The organism is Streptomyces sp. NPDC023157 (genome assembly GCF_055560575.1).
In genome coordinates, this window is record NZ_JBVHIL010000008.1 from 456,074 (window position 1) to 481,912 (window position 25,839).

The 25,839-nt window shown below is 67.4% G+C and carries 12 protein-coding genes and 6 pseudogenes; 7 read left to right on the forward strand and 11 right to left on the reverse strand.

Annotated features, from left to right (window positions below; all coding sequences use genetic code 11):
* Nucleotides 1-201 precede the first annotated feature (201 nt).
* The 4 genes and pseudogenes from ACZ3ZE_RS28635 to ACZ3ZE_RS28650 form a co-directional block, all read right to left on the reverse strand.
* Complete coding sequence (locus ACZ3ZE_RS28635; protein ID WP_467261329.1) at nt 202-3,465, reverse strand: SGNH/GDSL hydrolase family protein; 3,264 nt, start codon at nt 3,463-3,465, stop codon at nt 202-204.
* Between the two features lie 289 nt (nt 3,466-3,754).
* On the reverse strand, nt 3,755-5,320 hold the full coding sequence (locus tag ACZ3ZE_RS28640) for a PP2C family protein-serine/threonine phosphatase (protein ID WP_361629905.1): 1,566 nt from the start codon (nt 5,318-5,320) through the stop codon (nt 3,755-3,757).
* A gap of 67 nt (nt 5,321-5,387) precedes the next feature.
* Nucleotides 5,388-5,507, reverse strand: a pseudogene (locus ACZ3ZE_RS28645) (IS5/IS1182 family transposase); the annotation flags it as partial.
* Between the two features lie 94 nt (nt 5,508-5,601).
* A complete protein-coding gene (locus ACZ3ZE_RS28650; protein ID WP_361629902.1) occupies nt 5,602-5,856 on the reverse strand; it encodes a DUF6332 family protein in 255 nt (84 codons plus the stop codon).
* Between the two features lie 325 nt (nt 5,857-6,181).
* Here ACZ3ZE_RS28650 and ACZ3ZE_RS28655 point away from each other — a divergent pair.
* Together ACZ3ZE_RS28655 and ACZ3ZE_RS28660 are read left to right on the forward strand one after the other, a co-directional pair.
* Nucleotides 6,182-7,072, forward strand: a pseudogene (locus tag ACZ3ZE_RS28655) (IS5 family transposase).
* A gap of 3,843 nt (nt 7,073-10,915) precedes the next feature.
* Nucleotides 10,916-11,576 (forward strand): annotated as a pseudogene (locus tag ACZ3ZE_RS28660) (transposase).
* A gap of 6 nt (nt 11,577-11,582) precedes the next feature.
* On the opposite strand, the gene ACZ3ZE_RS28665 reads toward ACZ3ZE_RS28660, so the two are convergent.
* Entirely contained in the window at nt 11,583-12,227 is a 645-nt protein-coding gene (locus ACZ3ZE_RS28665) for a hypothetical protein (protein WP_363291528.1), read from the reverse strand.
* Nucleotides 12,228-12,505: 278 nt separating this feature from the next.
* Here ACZ3ZE_RS28665 and ACZ3ZE_RS28670 point away from each other — a divergent pair, with 278 nt between their 5' ends.
* Complete coding sequence (locus ACZ3ZE_RS28670; protein WP_361629890.1) at nt 12,506-13,423, forward strand: LysR family transcriptional regulator; 918 nt, start codon at nt 12,506-12,508, stop codon at nt 13,421-13,423.
* A 335-nt stretch (nt 13,424-13,758) separates the two neighbouring features.
* Nucleotides 13,759-14,698 (forward strand): annotated as a pseudogene (locus ACZ3ZE_RS28675) (IS701 family transposase); the annotation flags it as partial.
* On the opposite strand, the gene ACZ3ZE_RS28680 reads toward ACZ3ZE_RS28675, so the two are convergent.
* From ACZ3ZE_RS28680 to ACZ3ZE_RS28695, 4 genes and pseudogenes are all read right to left on the reverse strand, one after another.
* Nucleotides 14,639-15,160 (reverse strand): transposase, encoded by a 522-nt coding sequence (locus ACZ3ZE_RS28680; RefSeq protein WP_467261353.1) that lies wholly within the window; start codon nt 15,158-15,160, stop codon nt 14,639-14,641. The pseudogene ACZ3ZE_RS28675 and the gene ACZ3ZE_RS28680 sit on opposite strands and share 60 nt — an antisense overlap.
* 19 nt (nt 15,161-15,179) lie before the next feature.
* Nucleotides 15,180-15,359, reverse strand: a pseudogene (locus ACZ3ZE_RS28685) (IS3 family transposase); the annotation flags it as partial.
* An 82-nt stretch (nt 15,360-15,441) separates the two neighbouring features.
* On the reverse strand, nt 15,442-15,783 hold the full coding sequence (locus ACZ3ZE_RS28690) for a LuxR C-terminal-related transcriptional regulator (protein WP_361629881.1): 342 nt from the start codon (nt 15,781-15,783) through the stop codon (nt 15,442-15,444).
* A complete protein-coding gene (locus ACZ3ZE_RS28695) occupies nt 15,747-16,406 on the reverse strand; it encodes a hypothetical protein (RefSeq protein ID WP_361629878.1) in 660 nt (219 codons plus the stop codon). The genes ACZ3ZE_RS28690 and ACZ3ZE_RS28695 overlap by 37 nt, the downstream gene beginning before the upstream one ends.
* Before the next feature lie 364 nt (nt 16,407-16,770).
* Here ACZ3ZE_RS28695 and ACZ3ZE_RS28700 point away from each other — a divergent pair, with 364 nt between their 5' ends.
* Complete coding sequence (locus ACZ3ZE_RS28700; RefSeq protein ID WP_467261331.1) at nt 16,771-17,214, forward strand: thioester domain-containing protein; 444 nt, start codon at nt 16,771-16,773, stop codon at nt 17,212-17,214.
* Nucleotides 17,215-17,315: 101 nt separating this feature from the next.
* On the opposite strand, the pseudogene ACZ3ZE_RS28705 reads toward ACZ3ZE_RS28700, so the two are convergent.
* A pseudogene (locus tag ACZ3ZE_RS28705) lies at nt 17,316-17,702 on the reverse strand (transposase); the annotation flags it as partial.
* 644 nt (nt 17,703-18,346) lie between these two features.
* Here ACZ3ZE_RS28705 and ACZ3ZE_RS28710 point away from each other — a divergent pair.
* The gene (locus ACZ3ZE_RS28710; protein WP_467261354.1) at nt 18,347-24,589 is read left to right on the forward strand and encodes a DNRLRE domain-containing protein; all 6,243 of its coding nucleotides are present in this window, start codon (nt 18,347-18,349) and stop codon (nt 24,587-24,589) included.
* Between the two features lie 66 nt (nt 24,590-24,655).
* On the forward strand, nt 24,656-25,147 hold the full coding sequence (locus ACZ3ZE_RS28715) for a hypothetical protein (protein ID WP_361629869.1): 492 nt from the start codon (nt 24,656-24,658) through the stop codon (nt 25,145-25,147).
* A 43-nt stretch (nt 25,148-25,190) separates the two neighbouring features.
* Here the strand turns inward: ACZ3ZE_RS28715 and ACZ3ZE_RS28720 are convergent, their stop codons facing one another.
* Nucleotides 25,191-25,595 carry a transposase gene (locus tag ACZ3ZE_RS28720; RefSeq protein ID WP_467261333.1) on the reverse strand — a complete coding sequence of 135 codons (405 nt, stop codon included), beginning with the start codon at nt 25,593-25,595 and terminating at the stop codon, nt 25,191-25,193.
* Between the last annotated feature and the right edge of the window lie 244 nt (nt 25,596-25,839).

The window sequence follows — 25,839 nt, forward strand, 5'->3', positions numbered from 1 at the left end:
ATCGGGGCGGGCGCGGATGGCCGTCGCAACGTCGTCACCGATGCCGAAACCCGGCCATGGTTCGACAAGACCTGAGCTCCATCCCACGGCGATTCGAGCTGCCGGGACGCGAAGTCCCAGGGTGTCTCAGACGTGTGCCACCCTGAGTGAGGAGGCGGTGAGGGGTTCACCCACCGCCTCCTCACTGAGGTGCGGCCCCTGTTACTCGGACGCCCCGACCAGCGCGCGCGGGGCCTGGATCAGGGCGGAGGGCGGTGCGCCCTTCTTCGGGTCCGTCGGGGCCGGCGTCTGGGCTGTGGCCGACGGCTTTGGTGCGATCACGCAGTTGGACCTGCCGGATTCCGCTTCGCCGTTGATGGCGGTGACGCAGAATTCGTAGTTCCAGACGCCGGGGAAGAGGTAGGCGATGCCCCGGCTGGTCTCGTTGGTGATGTACTCGTCGGCCTTGAACCCGCTGCCGTCGTGCTTGGTCCCGCTGTCGTCGTCGACGTTACGGATCCAGACGCGGTAACCGGCGGCCCACACGGACCCGTTCCATGACAGCTGGACGGTAGTGGCGTCGGTGGAGGTGACCTTCAGACCGGTGGGTGCCGGAGGTGTGCCGGCCCCGACGGTGACGGATCGTGCGACGCCCGGCATGCCGCCACCGGCGGCGTTCCAGGTGGCGACTACGACGAGGTAATGGTGGCCCTCCCGCAGCCCGTCGATGCGCGCCGAATTTCCCCTGACCGCAGTGCTGTTGAGGAACGCGCCGGGGGTGTCCCTGTCCCACGTGATGATCTCGTACCGGTCGATCGTGTCGGTGTACGGGCCGGTCGCCGCGTCCCAGGACACGTCAACGCCGTCGGCGGTGGCCCGGGTGACGATTCCCTTGGGGGCCGCGGCGGTTTTCGGGTGCGCGACACCACCGAGCGTGTGGGACCACTCGGACTTGCCGTCCTCACCGTTGTCGGTACGAACCTGGTATTCCCACTCCCACCCGTCGAGGGTCCAGGTGGTGTCGAAGCGGGCCGCTTTGACCGGTGTCTCGTTCCAGGTGCCGGAGCCCTTGATCCGGTGCCGGACGGTGTATCCGCGGGCGCCGAAGACCGGCTCCCAGTTCAGGGTGATGCCGCTCGGGCCGGAGTCGATCCAGATCGTGTCCGGGGCGAGCGTCGGCCGGTCCGGGAGGGGGGTGGGGATGTCGATCAGCCGGCTGCCGAGACCGTAGCTGTTGTGCAAGGTGCGCACGAATGCCTGGGCGATCTGGTACTCACCCAGGGCGTTGGGGTGCAGTCCGTCGTAGCCGACAGGGCAGTCGTGCGTGTCGCAGCTGTAGTTGCCGGCCCAGTCGACCAGGGCGACGCGGGACGTGTCGTTGTTCCACGACGGGATCGCGGCCGCGAGCATGCTGTTGTACGTGGTGGTGTTGACGGGCAGGTCGTCCCGGCCGCCGATGGACGTCCGCTGGGGAACGTTGGCCAAGGCGAAGTTGAGGTCCGGTTTGGTGGCGCGGGCCTGGTCGACCAGCGCCCGCATACTGTCCAGCGTGCCTTCCGGGCCGCTGACGAACCAGCCCATGTCGTTGAAGCCGAGCCCGACCAGGAGTAGGTCGGGCTGGTACTTCGCCACCTGCTCGGCGATCAGGTTCTTGTCCTGCGCCGCCTGCCGGCCCCAGACCGAGAAGTGCTGGGAGTCGAAGTCCTTCGCGACCCCGGGGGCATACGCGCCCGAGGTGACGGGAGCGCTCTGAGCCGGTGGCGGGGCTTCCCCCTGCAACGGCGGCACGGGCGGGGGCTTGGGGGATTCCTGAGGACGGGTTCCCTGGTACGGACCGACGAAATCGACGTCGATGTGCTCCTTCTTGAACCATTCCCACAGGCGGTAACGCCAGGTCCAGTCACCTTCGTAGCCCTGGCTCATCGAATCGCCCACCACCATCACCTTCAGTGGCCCCATACCGTCGCCGGCTCGTGGTTCCGCGACCCAGTCCATGACGAGGGCCCAGCGGATGGCGTCCTCGAACGCTTCGGCGATCTTCTTGTTGCCGGAGTCGTTCGGTGTCAGGCCGTCACCGGACAGGTCCTCGGTGGTCATGGCGCCGGTGTCGGCCAGGACGACGTGCCGTCCCGCGCTCTGCCAGTCGCCGACCATCCTGCGGATCTCGGCGTTGTAGGCGGTGATCCGGGCCTGGACGGCGGGGTCGGTCGCTGGACCCAGGGTGGCCAGTGCCACGACCGTGCCCGGGTTGTCCTTCTCGATCTGGTCGACGAGGTCCTTCAGCCGCTGTGCGGCGCCGTCCTGCTTGCCGTCTCGCATGTCGTACGTGCCGGCCTGCAGCGTCACGATGTTGGGCCGGTACTTCGGCAGAGCGGTCGTGGACCGCTTGGCGATGGCGCTGATCTGCTCGCCGGGAGCGCCCTCGTAGGCGGGGTCCCCCTTCTGCCCCGTGGAGCCGGAGCCGACGAAGTCCACCGGTACGTCCCGCTTTTTGGAGACGAGCGAGATCAGGGCATAGAGCGAGCCGGCCAGGGTGGCGCCGTAGCCGATCTTCTCGGCGGTGCCGAAGGTCGAGTCGCCCAGCGGCATCACCTTCAGCTCCGGCGGTTCCGCCGCCGCCCGCATGCCGTTCCACCACACGGGGTAGTGGTCGCTGCTGCCTCCGTTCATACGGCTCGCGGTGGCGTCGCCGGGGTTCCCGTCGGAACTGACGAAGTAGTCCAGTTCGTTGCCGCTCTGGTGGGTGGGAAGTCCGGAGTTGTAGACGCGGGCGCCGATCGGGAAGGTGCCGCGGCGTTGCAGCGTCCGCGGGTCGACGTTGAAATCGCCGCCGGCCGTCCAGCGGTACTGCGCGCCCCAGGAGCGGACGGAGTCGCCGATCGCCGTCAGGAGGGTGTTGGAGTCACCGCCGCCGCCCGACAGGCCGTGCACGTTGAAGTACCAGTCGTCTCCGAACCGGACGCCCAGCGCGGCCCGGCCCCGCTGGATCGGGTTGGTGACGACGCGTATCTCGTCGGGCTGGTCATGGGTGATGGTCGCCAGGTTCACCCGGCCGCCCTGGCCCCGGCCGCCGTTGTCGTCGGTCTGGATGAAGAAGACGTGGTACGGGCTGGGCTGCAGCCGGCTGCTGAATGGTTGCCAGGTCGAGTGCCGGACGGTGTCACCGTCCGCGGTGGTGACGTCCGGCTGTGGGGTGGCGTGGCTCGGGCCCTGGGGCCCGGCTTCCTGGATCAGGACGATCTCTGCGGACCTGGCGTAGCCCTGGACCTGCGAGGACCACTTGCTGGCCGTCGCGTCGTCCTCGCCCTGGATGTTGTTGGTGATGATCGACGTCTGCCGTAACGGCGCCGCGGCGGCGGGGGAAGCTCCTGGTGCCACGACGAGCGCCGCACCCAGAATCGACAGCGTTACCAGTGCCGCCCTGGGTCTGGTCACCAGACGCAGCCGGGCCAGTGCACCGGTGAGGTGTTCCTTTAATGCGTTCACCGCGGCAAGGTTAATGGACTCTGCATCTATGTGATCTGCACGATCGAGCGGCATGCGGCTTCTGTAGGCGAGTGCGCCCGCGTTCCGGTTTTCGGCAGGCAGGTTCCGAGTCCGTCGGCCTCGTGCCGGTGGCTGAGGGCTCCTACGGTCGTGCCGTCAGTCGCGGCGATTCCGGAGGCCCGGAGACCTACCCCCGCCATGTGCAGGGCGCCCCACGCTTTTGTGGGTGCGTGGCGAACCCGCGACAGTTGAATACGCGAGCCCACCAGTACCGAGGCAGGGGACGCGGTCACCGGGTGAGGTGCAGGACGCAGATGTCGTCGCGGCGGGCGTGGGGCGTGATCAGGGCGGGGATGAGGCTGTCCAGGCCCTGTGGTGTGGCTGAGACGGTGGCGGCGAGGCGGGCCATGCCCTGGTCGATGGACTCATCCCGGCGTTCGATCAGGCCGTCGGTGTACAGCAGGAGGTGGTCTCCGGGCAGCAGCTCGACCGTAGCGGCCTCGAAGCGGGGCTCGTGTGCGGCGCCGAGCAGCATGCCTGCAGGGACCGGCAGGAAACGGGCCTGGTGGTCGCGCACGAGGAGTGGCGGCGGGTGGCCGGCTTGGACCCAGGTCAGCTGGGAGGTGGCGGGCTCGTACAGGGCCATGATCATGGTGGCGGTGTGGAAATGGTGCTCGGAGGTGTGCAGTAGCAGGGTGTTGAGGTTGGCGAGGATCTCGGGCAGCGGGGTGCCGGTGATGGCCATGCCCTTGGCGGTGAAGCGCAGCTGGGCCATCGTGGCCACCGCGTCGAGGCCGTGGCCGGCGACGTCGCCGACCACGATCAGGGCGTTTCCGTCGGGGAGCTCGACGGCGCTGTACCAGTCCCCGCCGAGCCTCAACCCCTCCTGGACGGGCAGGTAGGCGACGTCGACGGTCAGCCCGGCCAGGTCCAGTTGCTGCTCGGGCAGCGGGAGCAGGGTGTCCTGAAGGCGGGCCGCCAGGTCGCGTTCGGCCGCCAGCTGGCTTTGCTGGGCCAAGGCGTTGCGCTTCTGCTCCAGCAATCGCCTCTCGGTGTGTTTGGCGGCGCTGAGGTCCTGGAAGAGGCCGTGGACGCGGACGGGGTGACCCAAGGCGTCGTTCTCCGTCTCGGCGACGATCCGTACGTGGCGTAGCCGCTGGTCGGGCAGGCGGATGCGGAAGGTGCGGTTCACCGGCTCGCCGGCCTTCAGCAGACCCCGCACCGCCTGCTCCATGATCGAGCGGTCGTCGGCCTCGGCGTGTGTGGCCAGCTCCTCCAAGGGAAGGGGGCCCTCGGCAGGGTCCCGGCCGAAGATCGAGTACACCTCGTCGGACCAGACGATGTGGCCGCAGACCAGATCGCGGTCCACCCAGCCCATCCGGCCCAGGCTCTGCATGAGTGCGAGGCGGTGCTGATCGTGTTTGTCACTATCGAGCCGGGTGAACGAGACGACCAGGCCGGCCAGGCAGCGTGCCACGCGGACCCGGTAGCGGGAGCGGTGCGGGATACCGGCGGTGTTCTCCTCGTAGTCGATCTCGCCCTCGTAGGGGTCTGCGCCCGCGAGGACGTCGAGGTAGGCGTGCCACAGGTCGGTGGTCTCGATGCCGGGGTAGGTGGCGATGACGCTCAGGCCGAGGAGTTCCGAGCCCCGGCGCCCGGCGATGTCGACGGCCTGGGGGGAGGCGGCCTCCAGCAGGAAGTCCACTACCGGTCCGCCCGGCGCGAAGCGCGGGCGGAGGAAGACCACCGACCCGGGCATGGCGGCCAGCACCTCGCGGACCATCCCCGCCTCCGGGCCTTCCTCGGGTGAAGGGCCGTCGTCGGGCGTGGCCGCGCTCGGCCTGTAGTCCATCATGCTCCGAGCATGCCATGGTGATGAGGCGCTCTGAATCGGGCTCTGGCCGCGAGACTCTGTACATCATGAGTCTGCGGTAGCAGATGAGGGTGCAGGCGATACTGGTGCAGGCGAGGAAGTGCTCAGCCTTGCGTTCGTAGCGTCGGTGGAGTCGTCGGCAGCCGGCGAGCCAGGCCATGGTGCGTTGGCACCACCCGCTGGAACAACTCCCACAACTCGTCAGGCACCAGCCGCTCGACAATCCCCACATCAGCAGGCTGCTGTCCGAAGGAAGCCCGCAGTCAGCGTCCCTTACGACGCTGCGCGTCGAAGCGGACCAGTACCCGCACCAAACGCCACACTCCGGCCAACGCTCCAAGCAGGGCGCCCCCTGTCAGCGTGGCCTTTCCCGCTGGACTGGAGACCCCAAGAGCCAGGGCGGGAACCGAAGCCACGGCAAAGACTGCCGCAGCCAGCGCGACGGCAGTCACCAAAGCGAAAACAATCTCCACCGTTATGGCGTCCTTCTCCCACCGCGACTCACGTCCCATGTCCATGCCGCAAGTCTCACATCACGATCCAGGACACCGAACAGCAACTGCCTCCCTCGCCGAGCCATGACAGCCAATTGAGATGACTTCTAAGAGGTCGTTTTCATCCTTATCGCCTTGCCATAGGCCGATTCTGGAAGCGTGAGGTCGCGGTGATGGCGAGGCAGCAGGTGCGCTTCGGAAACCTCTGGGACGGGCGGTGTGACGGGTGGGGCGGGAGGTCGCTTGTTCCTGTCTCATCCCAGAAAGCCCGACCTTCGTGGCCCGGTGCACTTCCACCGTCATCGCTGTACGCCTGGGCGCACTCGGTCTGCGGCGGTACGCCGGAAGCATGCCGAAGCGACGCCCGTACCCCAGCGATCTGTCCGATGCCCGCTGGGAGTTGATCGAGCCAGTACTCTCCGCCTGGCGCTTCGAGCGCCGAGGCATGGCGCCGGACTTCGGCCGGCCGCCCGAGCACGACCTGCGCGATATCATGGAAGCGATCTTGTACGTGGATCGGACCGGGGTGCAGTGGCGCTACCTCCCGCACGACTTCCCGCACCGGAACACGGTCTACGGCTACTTCGCCAAATGGGCCGATGAGGGCGTGTTCGCCGAGCTCAACGGCCTGCTTCGGCAGCTCTTACGGGCGAAGGAGGGGCGGGACGGCGAGCCGTCGGCCTGCGTGATCGACGTCCAGAGCGTCAAGACCTCCACCAGCGTCCCTGCCTCCAGCCAGGGCATCGACGCCGGAAAGAAGATCGTCGGCCGGAAGCGGAGCATCGCCACCGACACGCTCGGACTCCTGATCGCCGTGCTGGTCACCGCGGCGAGCGTTCACGACTCCATCGCCGGCGCCCGGCTCCTGGACCAAGTCGCCGCCGACCCCCCGTATCCGCAAGGTCTGGGTCGACGGCGGCTACCGCCAGCACCTCGTCGAGCACGCCGCAACTCTCGGCATCGACATGGAAATCACTGCTCGCACCCCCGGGACCAGTGGCTTCACCCCAATCCCGAAACGCTGGGCGGTCGAGTGAATTTATGGCTGGCTCATGCTCCACCGGCGCCTGGCCGCGACTACGAAACCCTGGCCCCCCGGTCCGAAGCAGTGGTCCACATCGCCATGACCGACCTCATGGCCCGCAGCCTCACCGACGAGAACACCATCTCCTGGCGCGACCCAAAGAAGGTCGCCAACAGCCCATCTCACGACGAAACACTGGAAGAAGACGACCTCTAAGGGCACCTCATGGCGGGCCTGTGGGAGGGCATCCCGGCCGCCTGCGTCGTCGCCCCGGCTTTCCGGCGGCCCGTGATGGCCCGGAACCAGGTGCGGGAAGGGGACCACAGGCCCGCCCCGCTCGTCGTGGTGATGCCCGACAGGAAGCCGGCGAGGGTGGGAGCGAGGTGGTTCGAGGATCGCGGTACGGGTGGGTCCGCTGCACGCCCGGTCGGCCGCTGTCGTGCCGGCCCCGCTGTTTTGAGCGAGTACGACGAGCTCGACGAGGTCGTCGTCACCGAGGACGCCTGCGGAAAGATCCTCAGCCACACCTACGACAAGCTGGGCCGCAAGACCGGCAAGCTCCGCGACGTCCTCGTCTACGGCTACAACGACCAGCGCCTGCCGACCACCCTGGCGGGCATGACCGGCCTCGCCCAGGACACCACGTACCTGCCTGCGGGCGAACGCATCAACACCACCCTCGGTGTTGTCCTCCACCGCCAAGTGGGTCGACATCAGCCAGTCCTACGAGACGGGCCCCAAGCGCCTCGCCCGCCAGACCATCGCCTCCGAGTCCCACAGCGGCACCGACGCGGACGTCTACTACCGCTACGACCAGGCCGGCAACTCCGTCGTGGTCGAGGACAAGTCCACCGCCACCGGTGACCGGCAGTGCTTCACCTACGACGGCCACCGCAGGCTCCAGACCGCCTGGACCGCGACCACGGACTGCGCCACCACGCCGACGGCCGCCGTCTGTCAAGCCGCGGGGGCGGTCGGCGGCGTGACAGACAGCATTAGGAATCATTGGACAGCTCGTACTCCGGCGGACGGGCGGGGTCGTGACGGAAGAACCGGACTCGCTCCACCGAGTGTGCCCAAGGCGCTCCGGCAGGCGCTCGGAGTAGAGCCACGGTGGGCAGGGAGGGGTGTTCTGCCCACCGTGGCCCTACGCCACACAACAACTCGGTGCCTATGACCTGTGGAAACGTGCATTGAATCTCCTGTACGGACCCGGAAATGCAGGTGTCACACCGCCCGGAAGTAGCTGGGTGGGTGTTCCTGTGGAATGCCGGCATCCCTGCTGGCCGCTGTCGTTCAGCTGGCCGGCCTCCCGGCTGGCGAGCGGAGCTGGCCAGCCTGAGAGGGCTTCTGGAGGGTTCAGCGTTCCCGGTGATGGGGTGCGCGACGGGTGGTCGGTTCTGGCTGGCGATCGGCGGCTACCGCTGCCCTGAGGTGCGCGACGATGCGCAGGAGGAGAGTGTCGTCGGCCGCGCTCCCCTCGGGCGGGAGCGTTTCGAGGGAGTGATCCGCGGAGTGCTCGTCGGTCGTGGGCTGGCGCGGAGAGAGGTGGCCTCCGATGCCAGGTTGTGTGTCGCCCTTGTGCCCGTCGGGGGAGCGCTCCGGAGGCGACGTGTCTGGAGCGGTGATTCCTTGGTGGGGGGACGGAGTCGCGTCATTCTCCTTCGCGTGGCGGAAGGGGTTGTCCTGTTGGAGGTGCATGAGAGCCTCGCTTTCGTGTTGCTTTGGTGAGGTGCCCGGTGGCCGGTCTCGAGCCGTGGTCCTCATCGCTGGGGGCGGTGGCGCTTCAGACGTCGTACGGTCAGCAGTCCCGTCACCAGCAGGTGAGCTGTGATGGTGGCGATCAGGACCATGCGGCCGGGGCCTGTGGCCTCTGGCGGGACACCATCTGCGATGGCGCGGGCGCCGGAGTCGGCAAGGAATGTGCGCATGGGGCCTCCGGTGAGTGATGCTGGGCTCACCTCTGGAGGGCACCGCTCCGAAGAAGCCTTGGTTGAGTTGCGGTGCCCGGCCGCTTTTTTGATGCGGTCTGCGGCCCCGGTCCGCGCCGTCCAGGGGCCGAACTGCGGCTAGCCCGGGCGCTCAGACGATGCGCTGGGGGCCCTGGATATGTCCTGGGAGGGGCGATGCCGGCCGACTGGGTGGCTGCAGGGCCATCCGGTGTTGACCTCGGTGCCGATCGGCAACTGGCCGTTGCCGACCCAGGGCCCGTACCGGACATGGCTGACAACGTTCTGGCGGCACGTCACCTTCACCCGCAAGTTCCCGATGGTGCCGAGACTCGTGCACTTGGCGGGTCCACCCTCGTGGACCTTCCAAGCGTTGCACGAGTCCCTGGGCTGGGCAGGCGGCCGACTCCGCTCAATGGCCGACGCGGCCGCGTTGGGCCGGCAAGCACGCAAGCCGCAGTGGCGATCACCGCTAATTCTATGGAACACAAGGGAAATCCTGACTGGTCATGATCATCAAGGGGGCGGTCTCATTCCCCTTCCGCGCCCCGGCCGGTGTTGTCGGACAGCGACTCTGGGCAGAGGCAGGGATGCGCCGTTCCGGCCCCGTCCATTCACGAAGGTCCGGTTCGACGCGATCTGCGTCCCCATCAGCCTCAACCGGGGTGTTCCATCGCGGGTAGGCCAGCCTGACCTTTTACCTCAAAAGCCCAACTTATGACTCTCCGTGCGCGTACCTCGTGGCCGTCGCCCACTGGGGACCCGCTCAAGGCGTCGGTCACGGCGCACTACCTCACCCACGCGCGAGAGCATCGCTTGCCGGCAGCCTCACATCACGGAGGCTCGAGGGCGGTCACTCCGTCCGCATCACGATCGCTCGCCTGCCTCGGCGGCTACGCCTGCCCGCCTTGACGTCCATCGGGAGCGGGGGGACATTCACCCGCTGTCTCGGCCTTCCCGCTCTCCTGGTTCGGCTCGGGGCGAGCTGCGCAGGCTTGGCAGGGGCGCGTGCGCTTGAGCCAGATCGTCCGGATGGCATGGGCGTCAAGTGGCGGGGTGCTCGCAACATTTCCGCATCCTCATGCCCTTGCCGAGGGCTTACGTCCAATGGGGTCCCGGGACCTTCGAGGAGGAGACGGAGAACGCCCGCTACACCTGGGAAATGCTGGACGGCTAGGAGGGTCTCGACATCAACCCGGACCACATCCTCGCCTGGGGTGTCACCTCCGGTGCCGACATCCTCTGCTGGCTGACCTCCGACCCTAATCCTGATCGATGGCCGGTCCTAGTCTGCGGGCGCCATACCTGTGAGGACTTCACGCCGTTTTCCTGCGGCATGGGTCGACTTCCTCCGCAAGCTGCTCCTGGGCGAGTTCGACCCGTACCCGATCAGCGTCGACCTCAGCGATGCCTCCCCACGCTATTGATCAGAAACTTATGGGGTTCTCGTCCAAGACGTAGCGGACGTGCGGGCCGCGGAAGTAGCCGCAGACGATGTGGGGCTGGCGCTGGCGTCTACGGAAGAAGCGGCGGGTCTCGGCGGCGAGTTCCTCCTGATCGCGGGCTCGGTGCTGCTTGGGCAGGCTGTGCCTGACATCGGCGTTGACCAGCTCATAAGTCTGTTCTATGACCGTATAGATGATTAGCTACTACTCGTCTGTTTCTCGTCCAGGGAGGGTGGTGGCAGCCAACCTGCGTTGAATCGAGGTAATTGTGCGTCTGAGAAGAGTTGTTTTCGCCGCCACGGGCGGGGTGTTGGTCCCGTCGTCGTTGCTTGTGCCGACAGCTGCCGCGGAGCCGTTCTCCGCCGCAGTCGCGGACGGAGTGCCGGAGCAAGACGAGGTGGTCGGCGAGGAAGGTAGGGAGCCCGGTGCCGCCATGTCCGGTGCAGGGGCGGTGGCGACTGGAAGACCAGTCCGACCATGACCGCCGCAGACAATGAGCTTTTTCAGAGTGGCTACTGATCGAGTGATCCAGGCCGAGTCAAGATGAGGACCGCAACGCGCAAGGCTCCCGCGCCGTTGAGGGAGGTGTTCGAAGTCTCAACCCATGCGCAAAGGAGTCCTGTTGGTTCTCCATCCTGCCGCACGCTCTGGTCGAGTGGGTATCCATGCTCATCGTCACCCGTGAGGGTGACCGACGCTGCAAGCTCCCGCCCCACCAGCCTGCTTTCGTCGACTTGGTCTACCTTCGCCGCCACGACACCCTCACACAGATCGCCGCCGGCTTCGGCATATCCGTCGGCACCGCCCACGCCTACGTCAAGGCCGTCGGTCAGCACCTGTGCGGCCGGGCACCCGGCCTGCTGCGGGTCCTGCGCGAGGCCGATCCTGATTACGTCCGGCTCGATGGGACGCTCGCCGAGTGCGACCGTGTCGGCGACAGCCGGGCCGACTTCTCAGGTCGTGACCAACCCCGCGGGCAAGGTGCTGTGGATCTCGCCCACGCTGCCCGTTCGCACCCATGACCTGACCACGGCCCGCACCCATCGCATCATCCGGATCTGCAAACGCCAGGGCGTCCCCGTCCTCGCCGACCGTGCCTGTGTCGGCGCCGGCCCGTGGGTGACCACACCGATCAGACGGCTCCCCGGCCGGGACCTCACCACAACCCAGCAGACGATCAACCGCGCCCTGTCGGCGGCACGGGCATCGGTCGAACGGAGCATCGCATGGCTGAAGTCCTGGCGAATCTTCCGCAGAGGCCGTTGCAGCCCCAACCGTATGACCGCCATCGCCGCAGCCATCCTCACCCTGGAACGTCAACGCTGAAAATGCTCACTCAGTCCCGCCGGGCAGGCCGTCGGCCGAGGGGCACGCCTCTGCGACCGAGCCATCCGATTCGGCGTCGGCGTCGGCGAGGATGCGGTGCGCGGCGTCGGTGGCCCGGCCTCCCGCCTTGGCGCTGACCGCCTCAAGGAGCCCCTTGCGGCGCGCGAGTTGAAGGTGGGACTTCACTGTGCCGAGCGGCAAACCAGTGATCTCGGCTAGCCGACGGACGGGCGAACGGTCACCGGAGTCAGCGAGCCGTTCATAGCGAAGTGCCAGCGCTGCCAGATAGGCGTCGCCTGGCCTCCTACCCTTGGCCAGAAGGGTATCCACCTGACTGGCCCGGGGGTACTTCTGCACTTTGTAATCCTGATCGCGGACTAGGGCGACGGCGTCGGAAGGACGCACATCGCGCAGGACCGTTGTCGTGGCCCCGCGAGCGATGGCCGCTGGATCCCCGCCCGGTGCGGGTCGGATAACGATGTAGGCGGGGGCAGCCCCTACTGAGTCATGCCGGACAAAGTGCCACGCCTCAAAGTTGCCGTGGGCAAGTTCCTGCCGAACCCAGCTCCCGTCCTCATCGGTGGCATCTACGAGGCCATGGGGCGGCGGCGAAGCGGGGGTCATGTTAGCGCGCTGTATTTCGGCTGCCATGGATACCAGGATACCCATCTGGATATGTCCATGCTGGACACCTCAGAGCAGGCAGGCCACCCATGGGGTCTGTCCGGACTACGATCCGCCGGACAGACCCCATGGGCCATTTGACACATCCGGTTGAGACATGTCTAGCTATACCGAGTCAACTCAAGGTATGGCAGTCGAAGAGTCGTCCCAGTCGCATTCCGGCACATGCGCTGGCGAGCGTCCGGCCCGATGGCCACGCGGCACCCCACCGGGCCGCTTAAATCCGCGATCCTTACAGGCGTCCAATGCGTATCTCGCCCCGTGTTCCCGATCTATCCGCCCTCGATCTCCTGCTCAGCGTCATAGAGCTCGGCAGCCTGGGACAGGCTGCCCAGGCCCACGGCGTCAGTCAGCCCTCGGTAAGCTCCCGCATCCGCTACCTGGAGCAGCTGGTTGGCGCCCCTGTACTTCGCCGCACCAGCCGGGGCTCCATCCCTACCACTGCAGGTAACGCGATCGCGGCCCTGGCCCATGAGGTGATCGAGGCCGCGCAACGACTGGATACGGAGATCACCCGGATCAGGACCGACCGAGACGCCTGCCTGCGGGTGGCAGCGAGCCAAACTGTCGTGGAGTATCTGTTCCCCCAATGGCTCCAGGAGCTGCAGGCTCAAAGCCCCCAAACTGTGGTATCCCTGGACGCCTGCAACTCGGTGAACGTCGGTACCGCAGTTAGCTCCGGGGACGCGCACCTAGGCTTCGTGGAAAGCCCGAGCCCGCCGCCGGAGCTCACCAGCACGACCGTGGCACGCGACGAACTCCTTGTCGTCGTCCCACCGAAGCATCCCTGGGCTCGACGCACCGCTATCACCGTTGAGGAACTCGCCGCCGAGACGCTGTTGCACCGGGAAGTGGGTTCCGGTGCCCGCACAGCATTCGAGAATGCTGTGCAAGAGCACCTACCTGGCTGGCAGCCCAACGCACTGCACGAACTGTCCTCGACCGCGGTGATCAAGAGTGCAGCGGTGGGAGGTCTGGCCCCCGCAGTGCTGAGCTCGCTGGCCGTCACCAAGGAACTGCAGTCCGGGTCGCTGACCGCAGTGACTGTCTCCGGCTTGCGCATCTGCCGTTCACTGCTGGCCGTCTGGCCTGCCGGCCAGCGCATCACCGGGCCCGCCCGCCAGCTGTGCGCGATTGCCCTCAGATCGAAACCCGCGCGATGATTGCGTCACGCTGCGGGTGACGCTGGCCGACGGGGCACCCGCCACGCGAAGCCCGCGACCTGACCCCTGAATCATGAACTTCCTGAACCGTCTCCCTTAGTACTCCAGCATGACTTTGCTGTCTGACCTGGGGCGATGCCGGGCGGCTGGAGCGTAGCGGGATGGAAGCTGGTCAGGGGCGGCCTCGAAGAGACCGTCCCCCGATCGTGCGACAGCGTCGCTGGGAGTGACAGTGGCGGGGCAGCCTTCTCACGTGATCACCGAGCATGCTGCCGAGCAGCGGGGTCTGGAACTGGACGACCTCTTCGTGGCCATCGGCCACCGTCAGCGACACCGACGGAGCCCTCATCATCGACGACACTGGTTTCATCAGGAAGGGCGTCACCTCCGCCGAAGTGCAGGCAGTACTGCGGGACCGCCGGTCGCACCGAGAACTGTCAGATCGGTGTATTCGCCGCCTACGCCACCACCCGCGGCCGGGCCCTGGCCGACCGCGATCTCTACCTGCCCAAGTCCTCGACCGAGGCCTGCGAACGCTGTCGTACGGCCAGAGTCCCCGACGAGCGGGAGTTCGCGACCAAGGGCGAGCTCGCCCGGCGCATGGTGCTGCGATGCCTCGCCTCGCCGCTGCCCATCACCTGGGTCACCGCGGATTCCGCCTACGGACAGGAGAGCCGCTTTCGCCGGCTGCTGGAACAGTCGGGTGTCGGCTACTTGCTGGCCGCGCCCAAGTCCCAGTTCACCGCGGGCTGTCCCCGCATCGACGGCTTGTTCGCGCAGGCTCCGGACGAAGCGTGGGAGAAGATCTCGTGCGGTGACGGCGCGAAGGGCCCGCGCGTCTACGACTGGGAGGCGGTGCGGCTGCCGGCCGTCGCCGAGTTCGACTACCAGGGCGAGGTCCCCCACCGGATGCGGTGGGCGCTGGCCCGGCGCAGCATCCGCAAGCCCGACGAGATCGCCTGCTACCTCGCGTACGCCCCCTTGGAGACCACCGTCCAGGAGTTGGTGCGGATCGCCGGGGCGCGCTGGGCGATCGAGGAGTGCTTCCAGGCCGCGAAGAAAGGGTGCGGCCTGGACCAGTACGAAGTTCACCGCTACGTCGGCTGGCACCGGCACATCACCCTCGCCATGCGCGCGCACGCCTTCCTGGCAACCACGGCACATCAGCCCCGGGAAAAGGGGGCGGAACAGGTGAGGCACTCGGGGCTGTCGGGCTCACAGCGGCGGAGGTTCGGCGACTCCTGGCAGTCTGTCGCGCCCAGCCCGCGCACCTGAGCGGCCACCGCGGACGACGCCACGCGCTGAGCTGGTCGAACTGGCACCGCTGACGCCAAGCGGTCGCCCGCCACTGTCACTACCAGCGACGCTGTCTTCTTTGACTAGGGCCCAGAAGCTCTCCGCGGCGGCGTTGTCGAAGCATGATCCGGTGCGCCCGCAGCACTGCCTGAGCCCGAACTTCCTTATTCGTTCCGGGAACTGAGTGGACGTGTATTCGCCGCCGCGATCGCTGTGGATCACGCAGCCCGGCTCCAGTCCTCCCTGGCAGTAAGCCATGTCGAGTGCGTCGAGGACGAGTTCGGCGCGGTGGTGGTCGGCCACGGCGTAGCCGACTACCTCGCGGGTGGCCAGGTCCAGCCAACAGGCGAGGTAGTGCCAGCCCTCTGTGGTGGGCAGGTAGGTGATGTCGCCGACCAGCTTGGTGCCAGGGCGCTCGGCATGGAAGTCGCGGCCGATCAGGTCCGGGGCGGCGTCACCTTCACATCAGGCCGGTCAGCGAACGCCTCTTGCGGCGGGTAACGCCGCGGATGTCGCGTTCACGCATCAGGCGGGCGACGCGTTTGCGGTTCACCTGCCGGCCCAGGCGGCGTAGTTCGGCGTGGATGCGCGGGACCCCGTAAGTGTGGCGGGAGGCGATGTGCACCACGGCGATCTCGTGCGCGAGCGTGTCGCCGGCAGCCTGACGAGCGCGGCGGGCGGCCTCGCCCTCGAGCCAGGTGTAGTAGGCACCCCGGAGTCCGTCAGAGCCAGTTCCGTTCCCGCGCCGCCAGCGCGGCCCGGAAGCGGTTCTGGGCGCCCAGGCGGCGCATGAGCGCGGTGACGTGGCTCCGGTAGGTCCGGACGGACATGCCGAGTTCGCGTGCGCCGGCCTCGTCCTTGTCCACCCGCGCCATGGTGCGCAGGACGCGGCGCTCGATGTCGCTCGGCAGATTGTCCGCGAGCGCGCACGAGCGACACCAGCTGGCTTCGAACAGGGTCAACAGCTTGGACACCAAGCTGGGTTGATGGACAATCAGGGCGCCGCACGTGATGTCCGCCAGGTCGGTCACCACCAGGGCGATCCGTCGGTCGAAGACCACCATCCGTTCCAGCGGCCCGCTCGTGCCGCGTACCTGGCGCCCCGCTCCGACAGTTCCGACACGAAGCGGCCGACCTCGGGGGAGCCGAGCGCACGGGTGTGCACGATGGTCCGCATCCGCACGCCCCGCCGCAGGTGCTTCAGGTCGGAACCCCTGACCGCGTCGAACGCGGCGGTGAGGGTCGGCCCCGGGTACGTGGTGAGCCGCTCCTCGCGGGCGAAGGACGACAACTCGTCCACGCACGCCAGCACCTGGTCGAGGCCCTCGACCTCCTCCAGCTCGGTGAGCTGCCCCCGGGTCCCGGTGCGCCGGTCCTCGGCCAGGCTCTCCACCAGGTGGCGCGAGGAGGCCACGCGCCAGATCTCCTCCTGGAGCCAGTGGATCCGCGTCCACGCCAGCCGGTCGACCGCGGACACCGGGTCCGTACCGCTGAACGTGAGCCGGTCGGCCGTCGTCACCATGCCGAGCTCCCGGAGTCGGCCGAGCACGGCCACGGCCGTCTCCTGGTCGATGCCGCAGCCCTCGGCGATCGCGGCGATGCCGATCCCGGGCGACCGCAGGGTCATCCGGTAGACCGCCTCGTCGCCCGCGCTCACGCCGAGGGGCGCGAGTGTGTTGCCGTCCATCGTTTCCGTCCCCGCTCTTGTGTCGGACTTCTCCCGGACGGAGATTGTTCACCGCGCCGGAGGCGTCTCCCCAGGGACCGAAGCCCCCACCGGGAGGGACCAATGCCCCGGGCACGTACGGCGGATCCGGTGTTCCGGGGAAGTAGCTGCGTCGAGACTTCAGGCTTGGGGGTGGCATCAAGTCATCTACTTTTCGAGGAAGTGGAGTGCCCGTGCGTACGGCTTTGGCGCGGGTGGCGCCCGGCGCGTGCGGGGTGCGGGCCATCAAGCGTGTTTATGGGGTCATAGACCACCCTCCCCCTTGCAACACGCTGCAGCTGCGGTCCGCAGGAAGTGACGGGGGCTGGTCGTCGATGCGATCGGCTTGGGCCCCTGGGACTACATCAGTCACGTCACGGAGCCCGAGGGCGAGGACGACAGGATGCGCGGCGGCCTGCTCGAGGTGTGGACCGCTGACGGCGACACTCTGTTCGTGTACTGCCTCGACGGCCTGAGCCCACTGGACTGGGACGCCGCATACCGGGAGGCCGGCGCGTCCGAGGCGCCCACGCTGAAGGGCAACCCGGACGCGGGGAAGATCGACTGGATCCTGCGGCACGGGTACCCGAGCCTCTCCGAGGCGGCGCTCGGCGAGCAGATCGGCGCCAGGCTGTCCAAGAACACGGCGGTCGGCGGGACCCGGGCCGCCATCTGGCGCCTCACGAACCACGTCAAGGCGGTCCCGATGAACCCGGCCGGAGCCGATCTCGCCGACTACCTCGTGGCACACGCCGTCGACATCGAGGAACCGGCACCCTCGCTGAACTGACCCTCGCCCCCCGGCACCGTGACCGGGCCCGCCGGGTCGGTGCTCGGACCGATCGGGATCGGCTCCGCCGACGACACGGTCGGCGCCTCCTCGACCCCGCGGCCGTCGCGGCCGGTGTGACGCTGACCGACCGGGAGGGGAACGTCCTCGTGGTCGATGCGCGGGCCGTGGACCTGCTGGGACTTGGGCACGGCCATGACGTAGGACAGGCCGGCGTCTTCCAGGAACCGGCGGAAGCGGGAGTCCTGCTCGTAGGCCGCGTCCGCGGCGACCCAGGCGACGGGCAGCGCAGAGGCGAGCGCCCGCAGGACCATGGTGCGGGCCAGGTAGTTCTTCGTCGCGAAGCCACGCTCGCTGGGAATCTTGACAGCCCGGCAGCATTCCGGGTCATCGGTCCAGGACTTGGGCAGGTAGAGCCCGCGGTCGACCAGGGCGTGACTCAGGGCGGTGGCGTAGGCGGTGAAGACACCGATCTGGCAGTTCTCGGTGGGCGTCAAGCACGCCTTCCACCTTTGGCTGGTTCATTCCGCCCGAATTGGCCCCCATCCATCAGCGGATCGAGCGCCCACCGCAGCCGTCCCCCCAGCTCCCTGCACTCCCACCCCACGCGGACACGCTGTGAAAGTCCTGGTTGCGGAAGGCTTCTCCCTCAGATCACGAAGACCCTACGAGCTGTCTCCGAAACCGCCGCTCATCAAAAGGCGATACAGCGCATCTATGAGGTCATACATCAGCACTTGCTGTTGCAGCGTCAGTTCTTCGTGAATGGTGGGTGAGCGCCTCCAGGTCTGACCTACTCGGTTTCTGCGAATGAAACAGAAGGAAACGAACGGGGGAATGACGGTGCACACCGTTCATTGGTGTGAGACCGGTAGCGCCGACAACCTCTACGACGCCCTCGGGGAAGGGCTGACAGATCTGTTGCTGGGCTTCGGTCGTCGCGGGATGCCGCGTGGCGACCGAATTCTTCATCGAGTCCGGTCCTCCGCAGGGTGCCGGGCGGCAAAAAGAGAATTGGAAAAAATGTATGTCGGATAGTCAAGGGCTGGATACCTCCGGTACCGGGGTGGGGCGTGCCAGACCGTGGTCGGGGCGGAGCCTGAGGTGTCTCTCAAGTGGCCTCGCGCTGGTGATGTCGGTGACGGTGATGAAGGGTGCCGTGGCGTTCGCCGCCGAGCCGACTGCGAAGGCGGGCACGAAGCCGTCGGTAACCCAGGCTGAGAACATTGCTTCCGCGCGGGTGGCTGCGAAGTTGTCGGGCAAGAAGGTCGAGGCGCTGTCCGAGCGTACGGAGACGTCGACGACATGGGCGAACCCTGATGGCAGCCTCACCTCCGAACTCTCCGCCGGTCCTGTCCGCTTCGAGCGCGACGGATCCTGGACCGATGTCGACGTCACCCTGCACAAGGCGGCCGACGGCTCCGTCGAGCCGATCGCGCACCCCAACGGCCTGGAGCTGTCCGCCGGTGGTGGAGCTAAGGCGCGTTCGCTGAAGGCGGCTCAGGATGCCCCGGCCCGTGATCTGGTGACCCTGGGCGAGGGTGATGAGCAGATTGCTCTGCAGTGGAAGGGCGCCCTGCCCGCACCGACGCTGTCCGGGACCCGTGCCCGCTATGCGGAAGCGGTGCCAGGCGCGGATGTGATCGTGGAGGCGACCCGGGCCGGGTTCGAGCAGTTCGTCGAGATCAAGCAGAAGCCGACGACGGACGACTACTCCTACACGCTGCCGCTCAAGACCCAGGGCCTGACAGTCAAGGAGCAGGCGGACGGGAGTCTGCTGTTCCTGGATGAGAGGAAGAAGACGCAGGCGGTGATGCCGGCGCCGGTGATGTGGGACGCCACCACCGATGAGGTCTCCGGCGAGCACACGAACCGGGCGCCGGTTGCGATGAAGGTCGTCAAGACCGAAGACGGCGTGGACTTGGTCTTGACCCCAAACGCGAAGTTCCTGGCCGATCCGCACACCAAGTTCCCAGTCACCGTGGATTCCTCGACCGGCAACGTTGGCAACGTCTTCGACACCTACGTCCAGCAGGGCGAAACCCGAGACTGGTCCACCGACAAGGAACTCGACCTCGGAAACCCCGGCACCAAGAACCCCAACGGCACGGCCCGTACCGCACGTTCCTTCATCACCTGGAACACCGCACCGATCGCCGACTCCCTCATTTCCTCGGCGACCCTGAGCTTGTGGAACTTCCACTCCGCCAACACCGACTGCAAGGCGTACCCGTGGGAGGTGTGGGCGACAGGGAAGGCGTCCACATCGTCACGGTGGACATCCCAGCCTGCGTGGATCGCGAAGAAGGCCACCTCCACACAGACCAAGGGCAACCCCGGCTGCTCCTCGCAGCCGGACGGCTGGGTCACCGCCGATGTGAAGACGCTGGTGCAGGAGTGGGCCTCTGCCAAGAACTCCACCTCCGGCATGGGCCTGCGTGCCTCCTCGGAGAGCGTGGTCAAGCAGTGGAAGCGGTTCAACTCCGCTAACGCGGCAAGCAATCCGCCGAAGCTGACCGTGACCTACAACTTCCGTCCCGGGGTGGGCACCAAGCAGGAGGCCGGACCGCCGTACTTCTCCTACTCCGGCGCCTACGTGGTCAACACGGTGCGCCCGGTCTTGCGCGACACCGTCACCGACAAGAACGGTGACAAGGTCAACGCCACCTTCCAGATCTTCGACGTGGCCACCGGCAAACAGGTCGGCAACCTCCTCGTCTCCCCCTACGTCGCCTCCGGGAGCCTCGCTTCGGTGACCGTCCCCGCGGGACTGCTCGCCGAGGGACGTTCGTACAAGTTCCGTACGAACTCCTACGACGGTACGCATTACAACACCTCGTGGTCGGCGTGGAAGAACTTCACCATCGACACCCGTGCCCCCTCCGCCCCCACCAAGATCGCCTCCACGGACTATCCGGCGACCGGCTGGGCGGGCGGTGCGGGCAAGGCGGGCACGTTCACCGTCACCCCCGCATCTGCGGACATCAACTGGCTGGAGTGGTCGCTGGACGGCACCACCTGGACCAAGGTCACGCACACCAGTAGGGCGGCGAAGAACATCTCCGTCGCGCCGGCCACGGACGGCACCCACACCCTGCACGTCCGGGCCGTGGACAAGGCCGACAACCGCTCCGAGGCAGCCGAGTACACCTTCCGCGCCGGACCCGGCGGATTCATCCTGCCCACTGAGGGCGAGCGCACCGCGCGGCGTCTGCCGCTAATCGCCGACGCGGATGGCGCCAAGTTCGACAAGGTGTCCTTCTCCTGGCGCCGCTCCGAGGCCGATGCCTGGCAGCAGATCCCCGCGGCAGACGTCGTCGGCATCGAACGCACCGGCATCACCTGGCCGGTGGCCATGAAGGACGGCAAGAACAAGAAGCTGTCCTGGGATGCGACCAAGATCGTCAACCCGGACGGCACCATCCAGATCAAGGCCGACTTCACCGGCCCCAACAACGCGTCGGGCAGCACCGCGCCGCGTACTGTCGTCATCGACCGCAACGCCACAGGTGCCAGTACCGAGGAAGTCGGCCCCGGCAGTGTGAACCTGCTGACCGGCGACTACAGCCTGTCGGCCACCGACGCGTCCGCTTTCGACCTGTCTGTCAACCGCTCCGCCTCCTCCCGTCACCCTGACGCGGGTGCCAAGCAGGAGGGCCAGGCACCGATCTTCGGCAAGGAGTGGGTTGCCGGCACCACCGCCGAAATCACCGACTCCGACTACACGTACCTGCGCCGCATCTCCGACACCGCGGTGGACGTCGTCGACGCCGAGGGCGAACCGATCCACTTCACCGCGAACAAGACGAAGAACGGCTGGATCGCCGAGCCGGGCGCCGAGGATCTCCTCCTCAAGGGCAGCGTGACCGGCACGTTCACGCTCTCGGACCCCGAGGGGACGGTCACCACCTTCACCAAGCCCGACGCCGCCTCCGCGACCTGGCAGGTGTCTTCGACGCTGCTGGACGGGCTGGCGAACACGGCCACCACCGTGGTGTCCGAGACCGTCACGGTGGACGGCAAGAAGCTGGCGCGTCCCAAACGGGTCATCGCGCCGACGTCCGCGGCATCGGCTGCGGCGTGCACGTCGACGCCGTCGACCAAGGGCTGCCGTGCCCTGGAGTACGTGTACGCCTCGGCCACCACCGCCGCCGGCAGCACGCTGGGGGACTTCAAGGACCAGGTGAAGGAGCTCAAGCTCTGGTCCACCGAACCGGGCGCGGCCGCAGCGAGCGCGAAGAGCATCCAGACCTACCGCTACGACGACAGGGGCCGCCTGCGCCAGGCCTGGAACCCGCTCATCTCCCCGGTCTTGAAGACCGCCTACACCTACGACGATGCGGGACGCGTCACCGGCCAGACCCCGGCCGGCGAACTGCCCTGGACGTTCGCCTACGGCAAAGCCGGCCACGCCGACACCACCGGCGAGGGCATGCTGCTGAAGGCATCTCGCCCCGAGCTCAAGCCGGGCAGCCCCGACCAGACGGACGGCACCGCCGGCACCAGCATCGTGTACGACGTGCCGCTGACCGGCGGCAAGGCCCCCCACCAGATGGGCCTGTACGACATCGCCGCCTGGGGGCAGCAGTACGCGCCCACCGACGCAACAGCCGTACTGCCGGCGGATGCCGTACCGTCATCCCACTCCGGAGGGGACCTCGACAAGGCCGTCCTCAAGCGCGCCACCCTCCACTACCTGGACGTATCAGGCCGGGAGGTCAACACCGCAAAGCCGGGCGGGCACATATCCGCCACCGACTACGACGAGAACGGCAACGCGGTACGCGAACTGACCGCAGCCAACCGCGCGCTCGCCCTCGGCGCCAGCGGCGGCGACAAGGCGCAGCTGGCCGAGCTAGGCATCGCCGCCCTGCACAGCGCGGAACGCGCCGAACTGCTGGCAACACGCTCGATCTACAACGAGGCCGGTACCCGGGAGCTTGAGGAGTTCGGGCCGCTGCACCGCATCGACCTCACCGCTGACGTGAAGTCCGGATCCAGCACCGCCATCCCGGCCGACACGCCGGTCGCCGCGCGCGGCTGGACCGTCAACGAATACGACGCGGGCCGTCCCACAGACGGCACGGCCAAGGTCCGGGACCAGGTCACCAAGATCTCCACCGGCGCGCAGGTCCGCACCCATCCGGACACGATGGCCGACACCCGCATCACCCAGACCGTGTACGACTGGGCCAAGGGCCTGGCTACCAAGTCGATCCAGGACCCCGGTGGCCTCGCGCTGACCACGACCACGGAGTACGACGCGCAGGGCCGCAAGACCAAGGAGATCCCGCCCGGCTCGACCGGCAGCGACGCCGCGGCCCGCGTCACCACCTACTGGTCCGCCACCGGCAGCGGCGCCTGTGCTGGCCGGCCCGAATGGGCCGACCAGCTCTGCTCGGTAGGACCTGCCGGTGCCATCACCGGCGGGGGCTCCAACCCGACCCAGATTCCGACCACCACCACCGAATACAACTGGTGGGGCCAGCCCGCCAAGGTCACCGAAACCGCCAACGGCACCACCCGCACCACCACAACCACGTTCGACCGTGCGGGACGCCCGGTGACCAGCAAGCTCACGGGCGGCGTCGGCCAGGCGGTGCCCGAGTCCACCACGGTCTACGACCCCGTCACCGGCAACGAGATCAAGGCGACCTCACCCACCGGCGGCACCATCACCAAGGCGTACGACAAGCTCGGCAGGCAGATCTCCTACACCGACGCCGACGGCGCCACCACCACCACGGAATACGACCAGCTCGACCGACCGGTCAAGGTCACCGACTCGGTTCCGTCGACCGTCACCTACACCTATGACACGGCCATTGAGCCGCGCGGGCTGGCCACCTCCACCACCGACTCGGTGGCCGGCACCTTCTCCGCCCGCTACGACGCCGATGGCAGCGTCAGCAGCGAGCAGCTGCCCGGCGGCTACACCCTCACCCAGGAAGAGGACCCCACCGGCTCGCCGAGTACGCGGACCTACACCCGCGACAGCGACAAACTGCAGATTGTCGCCGACAGCGTCAGCGAATCCATCCACGGACAAGTCACCAGCCATGCCGGCTTGTCCACCCAGAACTACCGCTACGACAAGACCGGCCGGATGACCCGCGTCGAGGACACCGTGGAATCGGTGTGCACCACGCGCAGCTACGGCTTCGACAAGTCCACCAACCGCACCTCGCTGACCACCGCCTCCGCTGCCCAGGGCGCCGACTGCACCACCGACGGCGGAACCACTCGGACGTCGACCTACGACAGCGCGAACCGCATCACCAATACCGGTTACGCCTACGACGCGTTCGGCCGCACCACATCCGTCCCCGACCACGGCGCGATCGGCTACTACGCCAACGACCTGGCCTACCAGCAGACCGCCGGCCGCAAGCGGCAGACGTGGCAGCTCGATGCCGCACACCGGTTCCGGTCGTTCACTGTGGAGACCGGCAGCGGCGGCACCTGGAGCCGCGAGCAGTCCAAGCTCAACCACTACGACTCCGACAGAGACAACCCGCGCTGGATCACCGAGGACACCACGTCCGGGGCGCTGACCCGCAACGTCGACTCCGCATCCGGAGACCTCGCGGCGACCACCAGCAAAACCGGCGACACGGTCCTGCAGTTCACCAACATCCACGGCGACGTCGCACTCCAACTCCCCCTGGATACTTCCACCGCCCCCGTCGCACTGGACAGCGACGAGTACGGCCAGACACGCACGGGACAGGAGGCAACCCGCTACAACTGGCTCGGCGGCAAGCAACGCTCAGGCGAGACCCTCACCGGCCTCACTCTCATGGGCGTCCGCCTCTACAACCCCGCCACCGGACGCTTCCTGTCCACCGACCCCGTCTACGGCGGCAACGCCAACGCCTACGACTACGTCAACGCCGACCCCGTCAACATGTTCGACCTGGACGGCAAATGGGGCATCCCCAAATGGGCCAAGAAGGCCGGACGCTTCGTCAAACGCAACATCGGCACCATCGCCACCGTCGCATCCGTCGCCTCCATGTTCGTACCCGGCCTCGGCGTTGTCGCCCTCGGGCTCAATGTCTACGCCGCGAAGCGAGCCTGGTCGTCTGGCGATCGGTGGGGTGTGGCTATGGCACTTCCCGGCCTCGGGATCGCAGGTAGGTCGATCCGCATGGCCTCCAAGGCAAGGAAGGCGAAGCAGGCTTATGGAGCAGCCAAGAAGGCACGCGTGAGGAAGAAGAGCTCCACTAAACGTGCGGTCGCCCGTTCGGGCAGCCGGTACAGGTCGGCAGCCGGCAAGGCATCGCGCTGGGGCCGCTACGACACCCGTTACACCACCTTCGGCACCCATTACGCCACAGTGCAGAGCCTGTGGAATAGCCGCCGTCGGCGGTAGCACCACGCCGGGGTGGGACATCCATCGGATGCCCCACCCCCGCCAACCACGGCAGAGAGACAGTCAGTGGATCTCAACTGGTACATCGCAGGCAGAATCCTTCCCCTCGGACGCCTGATCGGCCATAACCCGCCACCCGAGGAGCGCCAGGAAGAGCGGGACCTATGCCGACGGCTGGCGCGGGGAAGCCACCTAAGGTCGGAAGAACTCGATATTTGCCTCGGCCCGGCCACGTGGGCATGGATTGGCGCCGTCATGACGACACTCGCCGTCGCGATCGTCTGCGGGTTGGCCGGGGAAGCCATCGGAACCCCTCTCAGCGATTTCTTCGGTATCGTCGACTTCGTTTTGCTGGTCGCCAACGGCGTGGCGACTGTACTCACCTTTATCTGTCTGTTCCGTAACGCAATGCTCGACCGATCCGACGAGTACAGCGATTCCTCACCCTGGGTGCAGCGCATCGCAGTCAAGCTGTACTACCCCCGCCCGTACGATTTTTGGGTTGCAATGACAGTATCGATCTGGTCTGCGTTGTGGGGGGACAGCCTGTATTCGTAGCCGCCCTGATGGTGTCATGATTGCGCCCGGCCAGGACCGTGTCCTATGTGGTGGGGCGGAAAAGTCGCTTGCAGCAGCAGATGGCACCCGGTCCTGATCGGGACCGCCGCCGGCGTCGCCACAAGACGAGGAAGCCGCGGGTGCCCTTGGGGTGCAGCACGGGCCGCAGGGGCATCAAGAAGTGGCCTGCGGTCCAGGCGGGCAGCTGGTCACGGGCGTAGGCCGGGTCCGCCCGGACCTGGGTGATCTGCGGGTGGGTGAGCCTCAGGCGCCAGAGCAGGTCACGTGCGATGATCCGCGCAAAGGGACCGTAAACGGCCTGCCACGGAGGGAAATCCGCAGGCAGGGACCGCCGCTTCGACCCGTTGTCGACGAGATAGCGGATCGCGTCGACGAGCTGCCGGCAGGGCCATTCCGATTCCGCCTTGCCGCAGCCGATTTCGCCCATCCCTCGACCGCGCTTTCAGTGCAGGTCAGCAACGGAAATCCACCCTCCCCGAAGACCTCTTTGGCCGACCGCGATTTCGGAGGGGCTGATCCGGCGCTGCTCACAAACGTGTGGTCATGTGGGGCGTGACGGACATTGCGCTCGGTTTTCCGGCCGCAGTGCTCGCCGGACTGGCAGGAGCTGCGGGGCTTGCCTCGCCGGGGCTCCGTGTCCCTGCAGCACTGCTCGCTCTCCTGTCCGCCGG